Annotated in this window: 15 protein-coding genes; 11 read left to right on the top strand and 4 right to left on the bottom strand. The window is 58.8% G+C overall.

What is annotated here, in order from left to right:
- Nucleotides 1-182 precede the first annotated feature (182 nt).
- From cls to HGI30_RS21725, 5 genes are all read left to right on the top strand, one after another.
- Nucleotides 183-1,628, top strand: a complete 1,446-nt coding sequence (gene cls, locus HGI30_RS21745; protein ID WP_235680240.1) for a cardiolipin synthase — start codon at nucleotides 183-185, stop codon at nucleotides 1,626-1,628.
- A 115-nt stretch (nucleotides 1,629-1,743) separates the two neighbouring features.
- The gene (locus HGI30_RS21740; RefSeq protein WP_168909418.1) at nucleotides 1,744-2,811 is read left to right on the top strand and encodes a cobalamin B12-binding domain-containing protein; all 1,068 of its coding nucleotides are present in this window, start codon (nucleotides 1,744-1,746) and stop codon (nucleotides 2,809-2,811) included.
- 5 nt (nucleotides 2,812-2,816) lie between these two features.
- On the top strand, nucleotides 2,817-4,913 hold the full coding sequence (locus HGI30_RS21735; RefSeq protein WP_168909417.1) for an ATP-binding protein: 2,097 nt from the start codon (nucleotides 2,817-2,819) through the stop codon (nucleotides 4,911-4,913).
- 67 nt (nucleotides 4,914-4,980) lie between these two features.
- Complete coding sequence (locus HGI30_RS21730) at nucleotides 4,981-5,520, top strand: general stress protein (protein WP_168909416.1); 540 nt, start codon at nucleotides 4,981-4,983, stop codon at nucleotides 5,518-5,520.
- Between the two features lie 43 nt (nucleotides 5,521-5,563).
- On the top strand, nucleotides 5,564-5,992 hold the full coding sequence (locus tag HGI30_RS21725; protein ID WP_168909415.1) for a DUF2188 domain-containing protein: 429 nt from the start codon (nucleotides 5,564-5,566) through the stop codon (nucleotides 5,990-5,992).
- Nucleotides 5,993-6,121: 129 nt separating this feature from the next.
- Here the strand turns inward: HGI30_RS21725 and HGI30_RS21720 are convergent, their stop codons facing one another.
- On the bottom strand, nucleotides 6,122-7,246 hold the full coding sequence (locus tag HGI30_RS21720) for a stalk domain-containing protein (RefSeq protein WP_168909414.1): 1,125 nt from the start codon (nucleotides 7,244-7,246) through the stop codon (nucleotides 6,122-6,124).
- Nucleotides 7,247-7,468: 222 nt separating this feature from the next.
- Here HGI30_RS21720 and HGI30_RS21715 point away from each other — a divergent pair, with 222 nt between their 5' ends.
- Together HGI30_RS21715 and HGI30_RS21710 are read left to right on the top strand one after the other, a co-directional pair.
- Nucleotides 7,469-8,002 carry a type 1 glutamine amidotransferase domain-containing protein gene (locus HGI30_RS21715; RefSeq protein ID WP_168909413.1) on the top strand — a complete coding sequence of 178 codons (534 nt, stop codon included), beginning with the start codon at nucleotides 7,469-7,471 and terminating at the stop codon, nucleotides 8,000-8,002.
- 293 nt (nucleotides 8,003-8,295) lie between these two features.
- Nucleotides 8,296-8,793, top strand: a complete 498-nt coding sequence (locus tag HGI30_RS21710; protein WP_168909412.1) for a CcdC family protein — start codon at nucleotides 8,296-8,298, stop codon at nucleotides 8,791-8,793.
- 202 nt (nucleotides 8,794-8,995) lie between these two features.
- Here the strand turns inward: HGI30_RS21710 and bioB are convergent, their stop codons facing one another.
- Nucleotides 8,996-10,078: a biotin synthase BioB gene (gene bioB / locus HGI30_RS21705; RefSeq protein WP_168909411.1), complete on the bottom strand. Its 1,083-nt coding sequence runs from the start codon at nucleotides 10,076-10,078 to the stop codon at nucleotides 8,996-8,998.
- Nucleotides 10,079-10,256: 178 nt separating this feature from the next.
- Here bioB and HGI30_RS21700 point away from each other — a divergent pair, with 178 nt between their 5' ends.
- The 3 genes from HGI30_RS21700 (at nucleotide 10,257) to HGI30_RS21690 (ending at nucleotide 13,123) form a co-directional block, all read left to right on the top strand.
- Complete coding sequence (locus HGI30_RS21700; protein ID WP_168909410.1) at nucleotides 10,257-10,817, top strand: MarR family winged helix-turn-helix transcriptional regulator; 561 nt, start codon at nucleotides 10,257-10,259, stop codon at nucleotides 10,815-10,817.
- A complete protein-coding gene (locus HGI30_RS21695; RefSeq protein ID WP_168909409.1) occupies nucleotides 10,795-11,331 on the top strand; it encodes a glutathione peroxidase in 537 nt (178 codons plus the stop codon). Before HGI30_RS21700 ends, HGI30_RS21695 begins: the two co-directional genes overlap by 23 nt.
- Nucleotides 11,332-11,458: 127 nt before the next feature.
- A complete protein-coding gene (locus HGI30_RS21690; RefSeq protein WP_168909408.1) occupies nucleotides 11,459-13,123 on the top strand; it encodes a glutamine--tRNA ligase/YqeY domain fusion protein in 1,665 nt (554 codons plus the stop codon).
- Between the two features lie 229 nt (nucleotides 13,124-13,352).
- Here the strand turns inward: HGI30_RS21690 and HGI30_RS21685 are convergent, their stop codons facing one another.
- Nucleotides 13,353-15,008 carry an S-layer homology domain-containing protein gene (locus HGI30_RS21685; RefSeq protein WP_168909407.1) on the bottom strand — a complete coding sequence of 552 codons (1,656 nt, stop codon included), beginning with the start codon at nucleotides 15,006-15,008 and terminating at the stop codon, nucleotides 13,353-13,355.
- Between the two features lie 263 nt (nucleotides 15,009-15,271).
- Complete coding sequence (locus HGI30_RS21680; protein WP_168909406.1) at nucleotides 15,272-17,758, bottom strand: O-antigen ligase family protein; 2,487 nt, start codon at nucleotides 17,756-17,758, stop codon at nucleotides 15,272-15,274.
- A 166-nt stretch (nucleotides 17,759-17,924) separates the two neighbouring features.
- Here HGI30_RS21680 and HGI30_RS21675 point away from each other — a divergent pair, with 166 nt between their 5' ends.
- Entirely contained in the window at nucleotides 17,925-18,734 is an 810-nt protein-coding gene (locus HGI30_RS21675) for an ABC transporter permease (RefSeq protein WP_168909405.1), read from the top strand.
- Nucleotides 18,735-18,758 lie beyond the last annotated feature (24 nt).

The following is an 18,758-nucleotide window of genomic DNA, read 5'->3' as shown; positions in this document are numbered from 1 at the left end:
AAAGCCTTGTCAAATCCGGCCGGGCCGCACGGCGGCCGCTTGCGGGAACTTTTTCTCGGCGCGCCGGCGCGCGGCCCCTGCTATCCGGCCGGCCAAGTCTGGTATACTTGAAGAGGCCGGCCGCTTCCGCCATCCGCGGGCTGCGGCCGCCACTTGAATCTCCAGACAGGGCGGGTGCCGAGTTGATCTACTTCCAGCAGGCCTATTCCATTTTTTATGTGCTCAATATCCTCCTCGCCATCGCCGTCATCTTCCTCGAGCGGCGCAACATCGCCTCGACATGGGCGTGGCTGATGGTTCTTTATTTCCTGCCCGGCATCGGCTTCGTGCTCTACCTGCTGCTCGGGCAGAACCTCAGCCGCCGCAAGATCTACAAGTTCAAGCTGAGCCAGCTCAAAAACGCGCGCCAGCGGCTGAAGACGCAGCAGCGCATCGTGGAGAAGGGCTTGTATTCGTTCAACGATCCGCTCATGACGTATTACCAGGATATGGTTTACATGAATCTGGTGTCGAGCGACGCGCTGTTCACCCAGGACAACGAGGTGGAGGTGTTCACCGACGGCGAGCGCAAGTTCGACTCGCTGATCCGCGACATCGAGGCGGCGACGCACCACATCCATCTGATGTACTACATCATCCGCGCGGACAAGCTCGGCAAGCGCGTGCTGCACACGCTTTGCCGCAAGGCGGAGGAGGGCGTCGAGGTGAGGCTCATCTACGACGACATCGGCAGCATCCGGCTGAACAAGAAGTATTTGCGCATGCTGCTGAAGGCCGGCGGACAAGTGGGCGCCTTCTTCCCGTCGAAAATCTTTTTCATCAATCCTCGGCTCAATTACCGCAACCATCGCAAGATCGTCGTCATCGACGGCAAGATCGGCTATGTGGGCGGATTCAACATCGGCGACGAGTACGTCGGCAAGGTGAAGCGCTTCGGCTTTTGGCGCGATACGCATCTGCGCATCCAGGGCGGGGCCGTGGCGCAGCTGCAGGGCCGGTTCCTGCTCGACTGGAGCCTCGCTTCGACGCAGCCCTTCCTGACCGACAGCCGCTACTACCCCGCGCCGGACTCCGGCGGCAGCGTCGGCATGCAGATCATCTCCAGCGGGCCCGACTCCGAGTGGCAGCACATCAAGAACGGCTACATCAAGATGATCAACTCGGCCAAGATGTCGATCCTGCTGCAGACGCCTTACTTCGTGCCGGACGACAGCCTGCTGAACGCGCTCAAGATGGCCGCCTTGTCCGGAGTCGACGTCAAGGTGATGCTGCCGAGCAAGCCCGACCACTTTTTCGTCTACTGGGCGTCGCACTCGTACTTCGGCGAGCTGCTCTCGGCAGGCGTGAAGTGCTACCTGTACGAAAACGGCTTCCTGCACGCCAAGACGCTCGTCGTCGACGGCAACATCGCCTCCGTCGGCACGGCGAACATCGACATCCGCAGCTTCAAGCTGAATTTCGAGGTCAACGCGTTCATCTACGACTCCGCGACCGCGACGAGGCTGCAGCGGATCTTTCACGACGACCTGCTCCATTGCCGGGAGCTGTCGCTCGAGGATTACGATTCCCGCTCCCTCTGGAACAAGTTCAAGGAATCGGTCAGCCGGCTGCTGTCTCCGATCCTCTAAGCAAGATATGCTATACTAGATAGGATCATTTCAAAACAGGATCATTTCAAAATTGGACCGGCGCGGCCCGAGGATCATGAAGAAGTCCGCTCCGGCGTCGGAAAGGATGGTTTTTATGTCCCTGGACGTTTCCGCCGTAGGCAAGGCGATCCTGGATCAAGAGGACCGCCTGGCCGAGAACATCACCCGTCTGCAGTACGAGCGCCAGCCCGAGCTTCAGGAGAAGTTCGGCGAGATCGGCTGGATCAAGACGAAGCAGGACACGATCTACACGCTCAAATATTTAGCCGAGAGCATCCATCTGGAAAGCCCGCTGCTGTTCTCGAACTATATGACCTGGCTGCGCGTGCTGCTGCAGCAATATGAGGTCTCGACGGAAGACTTGTACATCAACATCCTCTGCTTCCAAGAGGCGCTTCGCGCCGAGCTGGAGCCGGACCAGTACGTGATGGTATGCCAGCACCTGGATGCGGCGCTCCGTCAGCTCAGCACGGAGGCGGAGCAGCAAGGATCGCATCTGGACGAAAGCGGCATGGCCGCCGAGGCCACCGCCTATACCGAGCTGCTGCTGGAAGGCCGGCGGGCCGAAGCGAGCCGCCTCGTCATGGACCTGGTCGACTCCGGCACGCCGCTGCAATCGATCTACCTGCATATTTTCCAGCAATCGCAATACGAAATCGGCCGTCTGTGGCAGACGGGCCGCATCACGGTCGCGCAAGAGCATTATTGCAGCGCGGCTACGCAGCTGGTCATGTCCCAGCTGTTCCCGTACCTGTTCAACCATTCCCGCAAGGGCATGAAGCTCGTCTCGGCCTGCGTCGGCGGCGAGCTGCACGAGATCGGCCTGCGCATGGTGACGGACATCTTCGAGATGAACGGCTGGGATACCTACTACGTCGGGGCCAATGTGCCGGCGCGCTCGCTTCTGCGCCTGCTCAAGGACTACAAGGCCGACGTTCTGGCTCTGTCCTGCACGATGACGTACCACGTCAGCCTGGTCAAGGAGATGATCGCCGCCGTCCGCCAAGATCCGGACCTCGGCGGCATCGTCATCCTGGTCGGGGGCTACCCGTTCAACACGGACCCTAAGCTGTGGCGCGCCGTCGGCGCGGACGGATATGGCCGCGACGCCGAGGAATCCGTGCGCGTCGCGACGGAGCTGGCCGGCCGAAAGGGGCGATGAGGCGCATGCAAGGCAACCATGCGGCTCCGCCGCAGGATCATCGGGTCGTCTCCCTGCTCTGCAAGCGCAGCGGAGAGATCGCGCAGATCATTCGGGACGACTTCGGCCTGACCCCCCATCTGGATGGGGGAAGCAGCGTCTTTTCCTTGATGGACGAGCTGAACCGGATCAAGTTCCGGGACTTCCTGCTCCGGCTGGAGCGGGAGAAGGCCGTCTACAACTGGGAGCTGAACCTGACGCTCGATGGGCGCACGGAGCTGTTCTATTTCAACGGCGGCATCGTGGACGACCGCCTGCTCGTCGTCGGCGCGACCTATCATCCGGGCTACTCTTATTTCTACGACGAGCTGACCAAGATCAACAACCAGCAGATGGTGACGCTGCGGCAGACGATCAAGAAGCTGTCCGCCCAGGTCGTGGAGAAGATGGAGCAGGAGCTGCGCGCCTTCGACGAGTTCTCCGCGCTCAACAACGAGCTCGTGTCGGTGCAGCGGCAGCTCGCCAAGACGAACATCGAGCTGAAGCTCGCCAAGGAGAGCGCCGAGCAGGCGAACCGCTCCAAAAGCGTGTTCCTCGCGACGATGAGCCACGAGATCCGGTCGCCGATGAACGGCATCATCGCCATGAGCGAGCTGCTGGCTCAGTCCGAGCTCAGCGAGCAGCAGCGCGACTCGGTCTCGATCATCCTCGATTCGGGCCAGCTGCTGCTGACGATCATCAACGACATCCTCGACCTGTCCAAGATCGAAGCCGGCGAGATGCGCCTCGAGCGCTCGGAGTTCGACCTGCGCTCGGCCGTCCGCCATACGCTGGGACTGCTGCAGTCCCGGGCGCAGCTGCAGCGGACGACGCTGCAGACCTATATCGATCCGCGCATCCATCCGGAAGTGATCGGGGACGGCGGGCGATTCCGCCAGATCCTCATCAATCTCGTCGGCAACGCGGTCAAGTTCACGCAGGACGGCGAGGTGGAGACGCGCCTGTTCCTGCTGTCGCGCAGCGGCGGCCGGCAGCGGCTGCGGCTCGAGGTGCGGGATACCGGGATCGGGATATCCGAAGCCGACACCGCTCAGCTGTTCACGCCCTTTTACCAGGTGGACAGCTCCCTCACCCAGCGCTTCAGCAGCACGGGGCTGGGTCTCTCCATCACCAAGCATCTCGTGGAGCTGATGGGCGGACAGATCACGGTCGAAAGCAAGCTCGGCGAAGGCTCGGTGTTCGGCATCGAGCTCGAGCTGGAGCAGGCCGACGCCCCGGCGCCGTCCGCGGACAGCGGACGCTCGGCGGCGCGCAGCCGGCTCTTGGCCAAGGACGCCCGTTCCGTCATCTTGCTGGCCGAGGACAATCCCGTCAACCAGCATGTCGCCTCCCTTCAGCTGCGCAACCTCGGGTTCGAGGCGGTCGTCGTGGCGGCGAACGGCGCGGAGGCGATCGAGCTGTGGCGCAAGCATGAGCCGAGCCTCATCCTGATGGACAACCAGATGCCGGTCATGGGCGGCTTGGAGTCCGCGAAGGCTATCCGCGAGGAGGAGTTGCGGCAGGGCATGCCCCGCGTCCCGATCGTCGCGCTGACCGCCGGCGCGCTCGCTGGCGAGCGCAGCAAGGCGTTCGAGGCCGGCATGGACGCTTTCCTGACGAAGCCGGTCACGCTCGACAAGCTGGCCGCCGCGCTGCTGGAATGGCTGCCCGACGCCCAGGGGCACCGCGAGCTGCGGCAGCCTGGGGCGGGCGGGGAGGAGGTGGAGGCGGAGCCGCTGATTCATGTCGCGACGCTCGAGGACATCGCTCCGCGGCCGTGGAGCGCGGACGACCGCTCCATGCTGGAGCATCTGCTCGCGCTCTACGAGCAGGACGCGCCGGCCAAGCTGCATCAGATGCTGGAGGCTTCCGCTGCGCAGCAGCACGGCCTTATGGAGCGGCTGGCGCACAACGTCAAGTCGGCCTCGCTCAGCATCGGCTTCGCCGCCGTGGCCAAGCTGGCTCTGGAGCTGGAGCAGAAGGCCAAGTACGGAGCCGGCGGCTACGAGTCGGAGCTGGAGCTGTTGAGGCAGCGCTACGGAGAGTCGTGCTCGGCTTGCCGGAGTCTATTGGAAGAAGTCTAAAAACGATTGCGACGCCGCCTGTCGGGGTAAGTCTCTACCAAGAGACCCGACAAGGAGGCGTTTTTTCATGGCGATTCGATATGTAGGGGTATATGAACGGGACGCTCAGGCGGAGCAGGCGCTCCGCGAGCTGCAGCAAGCGGGCTTCAGCCGGGACGAGCTGTCCGTGCTGACGCGGGATCGGGAGAGGTACGACGGCGTGCTGGACGAGTCCGGAACGATGGCGCCGGAGGGCATCGCCGCGGGCGTGACGACCGGCGGCCTCGCCGGCGGCACGGTCGGCCTGCTGGCCGGCCTCGGCGCGCTCGCCATCCCGGGCATTGGGCCGATCCTCGCCGCGGGTCCGATCGTCGCCGCGCTCGGCGGGGCGGCCATCGGCGCGAGCACGCTCGGCATCGTCGGCGGGCTCGTCGGGTTGGGCTTCGCCGAGAGCGACGCCAAGCGGTACGAGAAAGAGGTGCAGGACGGACGCATCCTCGTCTTCGTCGAAGCGGCGCCGGGCGATGCCCGCGACGCGCTCCGCATCTTGGCCGGAGCCGGAGCGCTGCGCACCGAACATGTCGATGACGAGGAGCCCCGCGCTGGAAGAGACGTGACGCTGCTCTGACCCGCCCGATCGGAGCGATGCCTGTGCCAAGGAGGAGATGCGCATGCCATGGAAGAAAAACGACTATCCGCCGTCCATGAAGAACCTGGACGAGCGGACGCGCGGCAAGGCGGTGGAAATCGCCAACGCGCTGCTGGAGGACGGCTATGAGGAAGGCCGGGCCATCGCCATCGCGACCGCTCAAGCCGAAAAATGGGCGGAGGACCATCCCGGCCGGGACATGGGCGACGGGGAGAGCTCGGGCGGCGAAGGCGGCCGCAAGCGCGGCTCCGGCACCGGCGGAGGCACGCAGCATGTCGTGCCGCATGAGGGCGGCTGGCTCGTCAAGGACGAAGGCGCCGAGGACGGCCAGGCCTACGGAACCAAGGAGGAGGCGGTCCGCCAAGCGAAGGAGGACGCCTCCGGCCGCGGCGGCATCGCAGTCATCCACCGCGCCGACGGAACGGTCGAGACGACGCATAACTATCGCTGACGCAAGCATGCGGAGCAAGCAGAGCAGGGCAGTCTTTCCGTCCCTTTCATGGACGGGAGACTGCCCTGTTTGTTGAGCTCGTGAAGCCGGGAAAGCGGCTTAGCCGCAGCTGCTCCCCCTGCCTGATCTTTACGTTTTCGGCGCTTCCAGGTTCACGACGTCACCGCTGTAGGATACGGTCGCCTGAAGCAGCTCGGTGAACAGCGCAAGCGGCACGGTCAGCCGGCCTTTGCCGTCAAGGGCCGGGGCCGCCCCGAGCCGCACGGGAGCCGACTTGTCCACGCTATAGCTGTCGAGACCTTTGGAGACGGCGGTCCACGTGTCTCCCTTGCTCAGCTCGAGCGTGCTCGTCTTGGCGGTCCATTTCGTCTTGTAGCCGAGCGCTTCGGCGACTTGGCGGACCGGTATCATCGCCACGCCGTCCTTGCTCTGGGTTACGCCGATGCCGTCGAGCGTCTGGCCCTGCACTTGAACGGCGAGCATCGGCTCAGCCGAGCCGGCTTCCGGCAGCGCGATCGGGAACTCCGGCGCTCCGGTCGCATACGGAGCGATCTCGTAGGGCTGGAACACGATCCGGATTTTGCCGCCCGAGATGTAGAACGGCTGGTCCTCCTTCACGCCCGTGAACCCGTCTTCGAAGTACAGCTCGGGATGAGCCTGGATCTGGCGCTTGATCTCCTTGTCGATCCGCTCGGCATAAGCTTCGCCATAAAGGGTCTCGAGCGTCAGGGGCGAGGCTTGCGGACCGTTCGCGATGTTGTACGTGTCGATGCGGCTGATGCCGTGGGCGCCTCCGCTGTAGAGGTACGTGTTGAGCTTCAGGGACAGGAAGCCGCCGCCTACGAGCGTCCCGCTGCGGGCGGCGGAGAACTGCAGCTTGATTTCATGCTTGCGGAAAGGGACCTTTTCTTTCAGCGAAGAGGCCAGATCCTCCTCCGCCTGCTTGGCCGCCGTCTCCAGCTCCTGCAACGCGGAGCTTTCCAGGATGCCGTTGAGCCGCTGCTGGTACTTGGCGTCCTTCAGGCCGCTCACGACAGGGATGGACAGGGCCGCCTCGTAGGCTTTCGTGCTGCGGACGATTTTCTTGACGGCGACGGCCGGATGGACCGCGTTCTCCGCCGGCGCCGGCGTCGCGGCTGCGGCGGCGGCGAACGGAGCGGGAGAGCCGAGCGTCGAGCCGCCAAGCAGGACCCCTCCGGCCACGGCCAGCATCAGCCGCCGGACATGCCGCCCTCTATGGGTACGATCGTTCATGATGAATTCCTCCTCCAACCGTGGTTTGCCCTTGCTTTCGCCACTCTTATCCTAGACTGCTTCGGCCGTCAGAAGGTTACAGAAGGGTAACGTTTTGTCGAAAGCCGTCCACGATCGGATCGTGCCGCAGGTGACGGGCCCGGCTTCCGTCGGTTCAGACGCAGGGCGGAAGGGTAAGTATACCTGTATCTTAGGACCCTTCAGGCAAAGGAGAGAATCATCATGGCAAAAGTAGCGTTTTTGCTCGGACCCCAGTTCGAGGACAGCGAGATGCAGGCGCCCTATGAGGCGATCCGCGCGGAAGGTCACGAGACGGTGATTATCGGCCTCAAGGCCGGTGAAAAGCTCGAGGGCAAGCAAGGCAAGGCGAGCTATACGACGGAGCTCGGCATTGCCGACGCGAAGCCGGAGCAGTTCGACGCGGCGGTCATCCCCGGCGGCTCCTCGCCGGAAGCGCTCCGCAACGATCCCGCGATCCAGTCGTTCGTCCAGCGGCTCGACGAGGAGAAGAAGACGATCGCGGCGATCTGCCACGGTCCGCAGCTGCTCATCAGCGCTGGACTGGCCAAGGGACGGACGCTGACTTGCTACCCGCCGCTTCGCGACGACTTGGCCAATGCAGGCGCGAATTACGTCGACCAGGAAGTCGTCGTCGAAGGCAACTTCGTCAGCTCCCGCACGCCCAAGGACGAGCCGGCCTTCATCCGCGAGACATTGAAAAGCATCGAGAAGCGCGTCAAGCAAGCATCCCGCTGAGAACGAGCTTCGATGCTGGCCGACGGTTCAATGCCTCCTCCAAGGAAGCTATCTGAACGTTTGCCTCCGATTCGGCCGTGCGAGCATGCTTTTCTGGCCGCGCCTTGGCGCCCTTCCGCCTAGGAGCCATCTTCCGAGACCGCCGGTTCGGCAGCATCCGCTGCCGAACCGGCGGTTTCTGCGCGCCCATTTGCATGAGAGGTGCATTTTGGGTACGATGGAGACAGCTGTAGAGGCGCGGCTGCGACGCAAGCCTAAGACGCGCTTAATCTCCAAGGGGAGTGCCGAAACGTATGAACCTGTCGATCCAAATTTCGCCGCTATGGTCCTTGCTCATTCCGCTGCTCGGAGGGCTGGCGGTCATTCTCGTGCGCGTGCGTTCCACCCGCAAGCCGACGACGCTTCGCAAAATTCTCATTCCGCCCCTCGGCATGGCGACCGGTTTTCTCATGTTCGTCGTGCCGGAGACGCATATTCCGCTCGCATGGGCGCTCGGCGCTTTCGCCGTAGGCGCGCTGCTTTTCTCCATCCCGCTCATCCTGACCTCCAAGATGGAGTTCGTCGGAGAAGACGTCTACCTGCGCCGATCCAAGGCGTTTTTCTTCCTGATCCTCATCCTGCTGGGCATCCGCCTGCTGCTTCATGACGTCGTCGAGCAGTACGTATCGGTGCTTCAGACGGCTTCCCTGTTCTTCCTCCTTGCGTTCGGCATGCTCGTGCCATGGAGGCTCGCGATGGCGTACAAGTTCCGCCAGCTCCATCGGCAGCGCAGCGGAGCCGCGCTGTCCTGACGGCAGGGCTTGCTTTTGGGCAAAGGCCCGGGCTGGGTGCGGCATCGTCTCGAGCACCAAGGCGAGCCGGATGCCTCGATCACCAAGGCGAGCCGAACGCTGCGCATGCCCGCGCCCGGTCCGACCGCTTGAGGCGCCGACCGCCTTGGGCCTATACTTTTTGCCGCGCTCCTCTGGATAGCCAGAGGGGCGCGGTTTTTTTTCATCGCGGGACATCGCCGCTCGGGACAGCGGGCAAAGGCTTCCCTTGGGCGAGCCATGCGGCTTCGACATCCGGCGCGATGCGCTCGGGCTCGAAGCCGAGATCCTCGAGCATGTCCAGGTCGCGGCTCCATTCTTGGCCGGCCGTCGTCAAGTAGTCGCCGAGGAAGATCGAGTTGGCCGCGTACAGAGCCAGCGGCTGGAGCGAACGGAGCGTCAGCTCGCGTCCTCCGGCGACGCGGATTTCTTTGTCCGGGCAGACGAAGCGGAGCAGCGCCAGCAGACGCAGCGCATCCGCCGGAGAGACGCGCTCTCTCTCGCCCAAGGGCGTTCCTTTGACCGGATGGAGGAAATTGACGGGAATCGAGTCCGCGCCAAGCTCGCGCAGGGCGAAAGCCATCTCGATCCGGTCGTCGATCGTCTCGCCCAGGCCGGCGATGACTCCCGAGCAGGGGGACAGCCCTGCCTCCCGGGCGCGATCAAGCGTCTGCAGGCGGTCCTCATAGCGGTGCGTCGATACGATCTGATCGTGATGCACGGCGCTCGTATTCAGATTATGGTTGTACCGCTGCACGCCCGCCTCTCGCAGCTCTACCGCCTGCTCGGCCGTCAGCTGGCCGAGACAGGCGCAGATTTTGAGCGGCAGTTCCGCCTGGATGGCGCGGACCGCTTCGGCGACCCGCGCCGTCTCGCGGCGGCTCGGGCCACGGCCGGAGGCGACGATGCAGAACGTGCCGACGCCTTGGGCATATGCTTTGCGGGCGGCTTCCAGCATCGCCTCAGGACGAAGCATCGCGTAGCTGGCGATGTCGGCGGTGGAGACGATGGACTGGGAGCAGTAGCTGCAGTCCTCCGGACAAAGGCCGCTTTTTGCGTTCAAGATGCGGTTCAGCTTCACCTTGCGTCCGAAAAAATGGCGCCTGACGCGGAAAGCGGCCTGGAGCAGCGGAAGCAGCTCCAGCTCGTCCGATTCCAGGACAAGCCGGGCCTCCTCCCGTGTAAGAGGGTGACCGGCAAGCGCTTGGTCGGCAAGAGTTTCCCAGAGGAAAGGGCGGTCGGGAGCGGATACGGGGGAATGCGGCATCGTTGGGCCTCCTCTTTTGTTAACCAAATATACATTGAATTGAGTTTACTAATAGGAGCTATTGTAGCAGCATCTTCCATAAGCTGTAAAGGCTTCGATTGACTTTCAATAGGCGGAATGGTAAGCTGATACCAACGTGTTTAGATTGTATGCAATGTATAGAGGGGGATTTCATCCCATGACATCTTCACGTTCGTCTCGGCGGGACGTTCCTTCAGCGGGCACGGCGGATCAGGCCAAGGGTCCTTTTCCATCAGGGCCCGATCGTGGAGAAGAAGCCCTCCCGCTGGACCTGCAGCTCTGCTTCGCCCTTTACGCCTGTTCCAAAGAGGTGACGAGGCTATACCGCCCGATCCTGCAGGAGCTGGGCATTACGTACACCCAATATGTGACGCTGCTGGCGCTGTGGGAACGAGACGGACTGCCGGTCAAAGGCTTGGGCAGCCGGCTTTATCTGGACTCTGGAACGCTCACCCCGCTGCTCAAGAAGCTGGAGGCGGCCGGGCTCGTGAATCGGGTGCGGGACGGAGCGGACGAGAGGGTGCTGCGGGTGTACTTGACCGAGGCGGGACGGGCTTTGCAGCGTCAGGCCGCGGACATTCCACGAGCGCTGTGCTGCGTGCCCGGCATCGATCTGCAGGAGCTGGAGGACTTGAGGGTTCGCTTGCAGTCGCTTCATGGACGGATTCATCAACAGGTCAAGGAGGAGGATTCAGATGGCGATCGTCACGAATCATAAGCTGGAGACGCTCGGAGGAGAGCCGGCGCAGCTGTCCGACTACGAAGGCAAGGTGCTGCTGGTCGTCAATACGGCCAGCAAGTGCGGCTTGACGCCGCAGTACGAGGGACTGCAGGCGCTGTACGAAACCTATAAGGATCAAGGCCTGGTCGTTCTCGGCTTTCCGAGCAACCAATTCGCCGCTCAGGAGCCGGGGTCTTCGGAAGAGATCGAGGGCTTCTGCAAGGTGAATTACGGCGTCAGCTTCCCCCTGTTCGCCAAGACGGACGTCAATGGCGCGAACGCGCATCCGTTGTTCCGGCAGCTGACGACGGAAGCTCCGTTCCAAGGCTTCGACGATTCGGCAAGCGGGCAGCGCTTCGCGGGCATGTTCAGTCCGGCGCAGCTGGGGAGCAACGATGTCAAATGGAACTTCACCAAATTCCTGATCGGACGCGACGGCTCTATTGCCGGCCGCTTCGAGCCGAACGTGCAGCCGCAGGAGATCGCCGCAGCCATTGAAAAGCTGCTGTAGACGGACAAGAGATCGAAACGTTTGCCTCTATCGGCGGCCATGACAGCGCCCGCTGGCCCCCCTTATATCAGGGGGGCTTTTTGTGTACAATAGTAGGATATATCTTTTAGAGAGGCTGGGTGGTCGCATGGATCCGAAAAATCCTCCGATTTCTAATTTCATACGCGCAATCGTCGCTGACGACGTGGAGAGCGGCCGCACGCAGCAGGTCGCGACCCGATTTCCGCCGGAGCCGAACGGCTACCTTCATATCGGACACGCCAAGTCCATCTGCCTGAACTTCGAGGTCGCCGACGAGTTCAAGGGCCGTACGAACCTGCGGTTCGACGATACGAATCCGGTCAAGGAAGACACGGAGTATGTCGAGTCCATCCAGGAAGACGTTCGTTGGCTCGGCTTCGAGTGGGAGGAGCTTCGGTTCGCGTCCGACTACTTCGAGGAATTCTACGAGAGGGCGCTGCTGCTCATCCGCAAAGGATTGGCCTATGTCGACGACTCGACTCCGGAAGAAATGCGGGAGCTGCGCGGCACGCTGACCCAGCCAGGGCGCAACAGCCCTTACCGCGACCGCAGTGTCGAAGAGAATCTCGATCTGTTCGGCCGCATGAGGGCCGGCGAATTCCCGAACGGAGCTCGAGTGCTGCGCGCCAAGATCGATATGGGCTCGCCGAACATCACGATGCGGGACCCGGTTCTGTACCGAATTTCCCATGCGCATCACCACCGGACCGGGGATGCGTGGTGCATCTACCCGATGTACGACTTCGCCCATCCGCTCAGCGATGCGATCGAGGGCATCACGCACTCGATCTGCACGCTGGAGTTCGAGGATCACCGTCCGCTGTACGATTGGGCGATCGAGCAATGCGAGATGGATTCTCGTCCGCGCCAATACGAGTTCGGCCGCCTCAACCTGACCAATACGGTCATGAGCAAGCGCAAGCTCAAGCAGCTCGTCGATGAAGGCGTCGTCGACGGCTGGGACGATCCGCGCATGCCGACAATCAGCGCGCTGCGCCGCAAGGGCTTCACGCCGGAGTCGATCCGCACCTTCTGCCGAGAGATCGGCGTTGCCCGCGCCTACAGCATTGTCGACGAGCAGATGCTGGAGCATTTCATCCGCGAGGATCTCAAGCTTAAGGCGCCGCGCACGATGGCTGTGGTCCGGCCGCTCAAGGTGGTCATCACGAACTACCCCGAGGGGCAAGTCGAATGGCTCGAAGCGGAGAACAACAACGAGAACGAAGAGATGGGCACGCGCCAGATTCCGTTCTCTCGGGAGCTTTACATCGAGCAGGACGACTTTATGGAAAATCCGCCGGCCAAATACTTCCGCCTGTTCCCCGGCAATGAAGTCCGGCTCAAGCATGCCTACTTCATCAAGTGCGAGGAAATCGTGAAGGATGAGGCCGGCGAAGTCGTCGAGCTGCGGTGCACCTACGATCCGGAGACCAAGAGCGGCACCGGCTTCACCGGACGCAAGGTCAAAGGCACGCTCCACTGGGTCGAAGCCTCGCATGCCGTTTCAGCGGAATTCCGTCACTTCGAGCCGCTCATCACGAATGAAGCGGAAGAGAGCGACAAGACGTTCCTGGAGTGTATCAATCCCGATTCGTTGCAGGTGCTGGAAGGGTTCGTTGAGCCTGGCATGAAGGGAGCGGCAGCCGGAGACAAGTTCCAATTTTTCCGCCACGGCTACTACAGCGTCGATCCGAAGCTGACCGCTCCGGAGCGCCCTGTCTTCAACCGTGTCGTTTCGCTGAAGAGCTCGTTTCATCCGGGCCAAGCCTGATTGTCCAGAGAGTTTCAGGAGAAGATTCCAGTCTGGTTCCCGGGAACTCCTTCTGGATCAGCCCTATTATGAATAGAAACCGCCCGATCCCCCTACGTGAGCAGGCAGGGGAATCGGGCGGTTTTTTGGTTCCGTGGAGAAAGCGGTCCGCGCTTTACCGATCTTTAAGCGTACTCGGAACATGAAAAAGCGGCCCCGGAGGGCCGCTTTTTGCTGGCATAAGGAAGGATTAGTTCGAGAGGCCAGCGATCGGCAGATAGCGTGCGATCATCGTTGCGGCTTCGGCGCGGTTCGCAAAGGCGTTTCCTGCGATGGTGGTCGAGGATTGGCCATTCACGATGCCGGCTTTTACTGCAGCGGCGACTTCAGCTTTTGCCCATCCGAGGATTGCCGTATCCTTGAATCCAGCCAGGGCTGCGTTTGCATTAGCATCCGACAGCTTGATGGATTTTCCGGCATACTCCGTCGCGCGAACGACGATAGCAGCGACCTCTTTACGAGTGATTGGCGCGTTCGGGTTGAAGTTGCCTTTGTCATCACCGATGACCAGACCGATTTCAGCAGCAGCAGCTACCGTACCGGCATACCATTTGGTGGAGACGACGTCGTTGAACTTGTAGGTCGTCGACGTTACAGGCTGTACTCCTAGCGAACGGGTGACAAGCGCTGCGAATTCCGCACGCGTGATGCCGCGTTTAGGCTCGAACAGGTTTTTGCCCGTGCCTTCTACGATCAGCTTCTCGGAGAGGGATTCGATTGCGTTCTTGGACCAGAACGGCAGCGCGTCGTTGAAGCGAGCCGTCTTGCCTTGGATCACCGTGTAGATGGAGGAACCGTCACGCTTCAGCGTAGCGATCGTCTTGTCGTCTACCTTGGCGAACGTGCTAGGCACGAAGCTCAGCTCTTTCGCGGTCGGGTTGAACAGGACGCCTGCTGCGTTGGAAGTAGCGGCCGAAGTCAGAGGAATCGTACGTTGTACGAGTTGTCCGAACTTCTCGATCGGAAGCTCTTTGCCACCGCCGACAGCTACAACTTTGAAGTCGTAAGCGTCAGCCAGCTGCGTAGCTCCGACTGCTTTCACGGCATCGTTGACGGCTTTCGCCGCATCGCCCGTCAGCTTCTTCATTTCTACGCGGATGACCAGATCCTTCAGCTCGACCCCGAGGGATTTCGCCAGATCAGCCAGTTTCAGCGCAGCAAGTGGAAGCGTGATGGATACGCCGGCATCGTTGAAGATGGTCAGCGTCTTGCCGTTCAGCAGTGCGTCTGCAGGCAGATAAACCGTGTCCGTAGTCGTTTTGATACGGGCGTTTTCGTCTGCTTTCAGAGCTGCGATCAACAGATCGCGGTTGACTTTGCCGTCTGCACCTACGATGTCACCGCCCGTTCCTGGCACGCCAGGGAACCATGGGAGATTTCCGCCACCACCGTTGTTGCTTGGCTCATACACGAAGGTCGTAATCGTATCCGTACCGTAGGTGTATTGCAGTTTCAACGGGAAGCTGTAGGTCGAAGTCGATACGTTGTTAAAGCTATAGCCGTATGCATAGTATCCGTCAAGATTAGATGTGCGGCTGTATGTAGCATCCACAGTCAGGCGAGGTGCGACCTTACCAGCCTCATAAACGTTAATCGTGACACGATTCTTATACACGCTATCTGTTGCGTAGACGCCGGAAGTTACAGGCTCCTCGTCGTACACCGCTTTGGCAACATACACGTTTCCAGCGATTGTACCGCTACCGTCGTAATAAGTCGATTCCGTAACGAACTTCGTTTTTCCATCAATGCCGGAAGCAGCGAAGAGAAGAATCGGAGACAGAGCAGATACCATCATCATGAAGACGAGCAAAGCCGCAGTCTTTTTCGTTACAAGCTTTTTCATATTTTCATTTCACCTCCTTTCAAGAAAATAATTGGGAATTATTAAGGCAGTAAGATATCGTGCGATTCTGCGTTTGCAGACCGCTGTAAGCAAAGCTATGCAACTCGTTTCCCTCCTTGTTGCTTCTTAATCAAAACTCTTTCTCAGGATCTTGCAAACATAGAAGCTATTATAAGCAAGAATCCCGAGAAAGAAAAGGGTCTTTGTGGTAGTTTTGTAAATCTATCGGGTAATCGGTAGTATCCTGTCGACGGGTGTCTAAATCAAGACGCTATAAGCTGATTAACCAGCTTTTCCTCGTTTGAATCGCCTTGAATCAACCTTTGCTTGAGAGCGTCATCTTTCTGTCCGAGCTTCTCTAAGGAGGCAATGTAATAACGGACAGCAGAACGCGAGGTAGCGGCTGCAGCCTGGGCTTCTTGAGACTCATTGGCTGGAACAAGAGCATCTCCAATAGATGGCTGAAGAATAGAAACGGCTTCTGCATAGCGTCCGGAATGGAAATCAATCTGTCCCATTGCTTGGCGGACGGTTGTAGAAATGTCGAATCGACGGCCCTGCAGCTGCTCTTTTGGAAGGTCCTTGAGCTTGTCCATGCGAGAGATGATTTCTTGATAAAGCTCGGAGGCTCGGTTCCAGCTTTGCTCGTATCCTGGATTTTCCTCTCCATGCTCTTTCAAGCCGATGTCGGCGTACTGCTTAATTCCCATTTCGTAGAGCGTAATATCCCAGGGGAACTTTGACAGTCCGTCCTCGATAATGGCGACGGCTTCTTTCGCATTTCCGCTCATTAAGCGGTTGTCGTATTCAGCCTGTATGATTTGACGTTCGTAGGGGTCATGAAGTTGCGCTTTCTGAAGAATTTTTTTAGCTTGGTCTAAATAGTCGGCATTTTGCGTCTGTTGATAGACTTGCGTCAGCCAATCTGCTTTTACCAGATAGTACTGGGAATTGGACGGAGACAGCGAAATCGCTTTGTCCAATGCCGGGAAAATCTGATCGATAGAAGCTTGTTGCTGAGCCAGAGCACGAGCCTTGTCAAATTGAACATATGAGGCATAGGAACGATAGGCGAATACGCCGACTAGAACGATCAAGGCCGCGAGAACGGATGGATAAAGCCGATTCAAAGCCGGCTTTTTTAGGGTAAGCTTCGGTAGTGCCAGTTCCTTGTCGTACACGCCAATCATGCTGCCGAGCGAGAAGAAAACGATGGCCGCGATTGAAATATAGCTCATGTCGAAGTCGAAGAAGCTATGAAGCAGTATGGAGATCGAGAAGATGTAGTAGACGAGCTGACTGCCCCGCTTTTCGGGATGACGGATCCAATTGCGGACAAAAAGGAAATAGGCTAGGGCGAAGACGGCGATGTGGAGAAGCAGGCCGATCCAACCGGTTTCGACGAGCAATTGAACCGGATAGCTGTGAGCTTGGTTGCTGGTATACGGATTAGATTGATACTGTTGATAGAGGGCTTTCCAGCCGCCGCCCCCTGCTCCGAACAGCGGGTAGTCTGCAGCAATGTCCAGACCGTTATTGTAAAAAGTCGCCCGTTCGAGCACGCTATGCTGCTTGAAGCTGATATTTTCAAGACGGTTGCCCAGATTGGATGGAAGCAGGTCGCGTACAGCGGAGCTGGAAAGAACCAGGGCTGCCCCGATAACGGCAAGAACGATCATCGCGGCCGGGGCGGCAAGATAAGAAACCTTGCGCTTGGAGAATGATCCAAGACCGCGCTCTAGCGCAGGATCCAGCCAACGGTTGACGGCAAAAACGAGAAGCATGGCGGCAAGGGAGGCTCCGAGGAGGATGCCCCAGCCGGATAAAGCTTCCGAGCTGAAGAGCGGCATCAGTTTTTCCGGCGGAATTTGAGATCCAGCCTCGTTGAAGCGGAGAACTTTCTGGGCGATGGAGAAGGCTTTTGTCTCGACGAGGCTCAGTACCGCAAAAGAGACGGCGACCGTGATGAACAGATGCAGGATATAGATGAGCTGCTTGCTGACCTTCAGGAATGGCAACGTCAGCAGAACGGCGGCAGGGATGATGACCAGAGCGGCGCGCGAGTAGGTCAGCATGAACGACACGAATACCGGAACGAGCATGAACGCATGGATTCCGATCCAGATGCGTTTTTTGGCATGAGTCGTATAATAGGCTGCCGCCAGCAAGATGGCGATCAGCAAGGCGGCGTAAGTATTCGGATATTGAAAGACGGAGGTCATCCGATAAGTACCGAGCTGGAACCAGAGCGCGTCCGGGTACCAGTATTGGCCAAACAGATTGAGGATGCCGAACCAGACGAGCACGTAGCTGGTCAGGATCAGAATGGTCTCGAGCGCAACTCTCGTAAAGCGGTTATCGTTATAATAGAGACCGAAGACAAAAAAGGAAGCGAGCAGGCAGCTGACCATCATTATGATGTTGGCCGTATTGTCGGAGGCGGCTCCGATGGACGAAATCGCGAAGCTGAGGGGGAGGAGCCAGATGGCGATGGAAAGGATAGCTTTCCAGCTGTTCATGGCCCAGACCTTGAACAGATGCACGGACATGAGGAGTACAAAGCAGAGGGAGTAAATTGAGGCGCCGATCAGCTTCTTTTCAAAGTTGAAATCGTAGCCATTGAATAGGCCGGCTTTGAACGTATACATCAGGAAGAAGATAGCTGCCATGACAATTGCTGACCATTTTAGCAAGGAGACGTCAGATTCTTCCTTTTTGATGTACTTGGGTGGTGAAGGTTGTCGATTCATGGTAAACTCCTTTTTGGGCTGATTCAAACTTTCCTTTTATTTTAATCGGAAAAGGCCGTTCTGACAAAGCTATATGTCTAGAACAAGATAAGGGAGATTTTTTCTGGCGCATTGATAGAATATTTGAATATATTTCCGTGAATTGAACCTCGATGGAGTGGTGATTTTGAATTTATTTACACAGCCTTTTGCTTTGCTATATCGGAATCGGGCGCTAATTTTGAATTTAACCCGAAGAGAGCTGGAAGGTAGATATAAAGGTTCTGTTTTAGGTAGGGTATGGATTATCGTCAATCAGCTTGCATTACTGGCGGTATATTCGTTTGTTTTCGGGTTCATTTTCAAAACCAAAATTGGCTCTTCTTCAGGTGATATGAGCTCCAATTTTGCCTTATGGCTTTACTGCGGCTTACTCCCTTGGTTTTTTATTAATGAGAGCTTAACGATTTCCGTAAGAGATATCGTTTCGAAAGTGAATTTCGTAAAAAAGATTGCATTCCCGCTAGAAATTCTGCCCATCGTTAGCGTAATCATCGCTTTTATCAACATGAGTATCGGTGTGCTTTTACTACTAGGCGGTACAATTGTATTTGGAATGGGGCTACACCTGGAAATGCTGTCGTTTATCTTGTTCGTTCCTCCACTTTTTTTAGGAGTAAGCGGACTGGCCATGATTGTGGCTTCCATGGGCGTATACTTCAGGGACCTTGCGCAAATGGTCGGCCTGATCATGTTGCTGTGGATGTATGCGACTCCGATTATGTACAACGCAGACATGGTACCGGAAGAATTCCGATTCCTATTTACATATAATCCGTTGGCTTCAATTGTGGACTTGATGAGATCGGCTTTCTTTTGGCATTCCGATTTGAATTTCTTGTTCTTAGGCGGATTTTATATCGGTTCGATTGTGCTGTATATGATCGGGTTTCATGTTTTCCGTAAATTAAAAATCGGTTTTTCCGATGTATTATAATTCAGAACGGTAAGAAGGTGTTTG

Source organism: Paenibacillus albicereus (assembly GCF_012676905.1).
GTDB classification, from domain to species: domain Bacteria; phylum Bacillota; class Bacilli; order Paenibacillales; family Paenibacillaceae; genus Paenibacillus_O; species Paenibacillus_O albicereus.
This window is presented reverse-complemented; position numbering and strand designations above follow the sequence as displayed.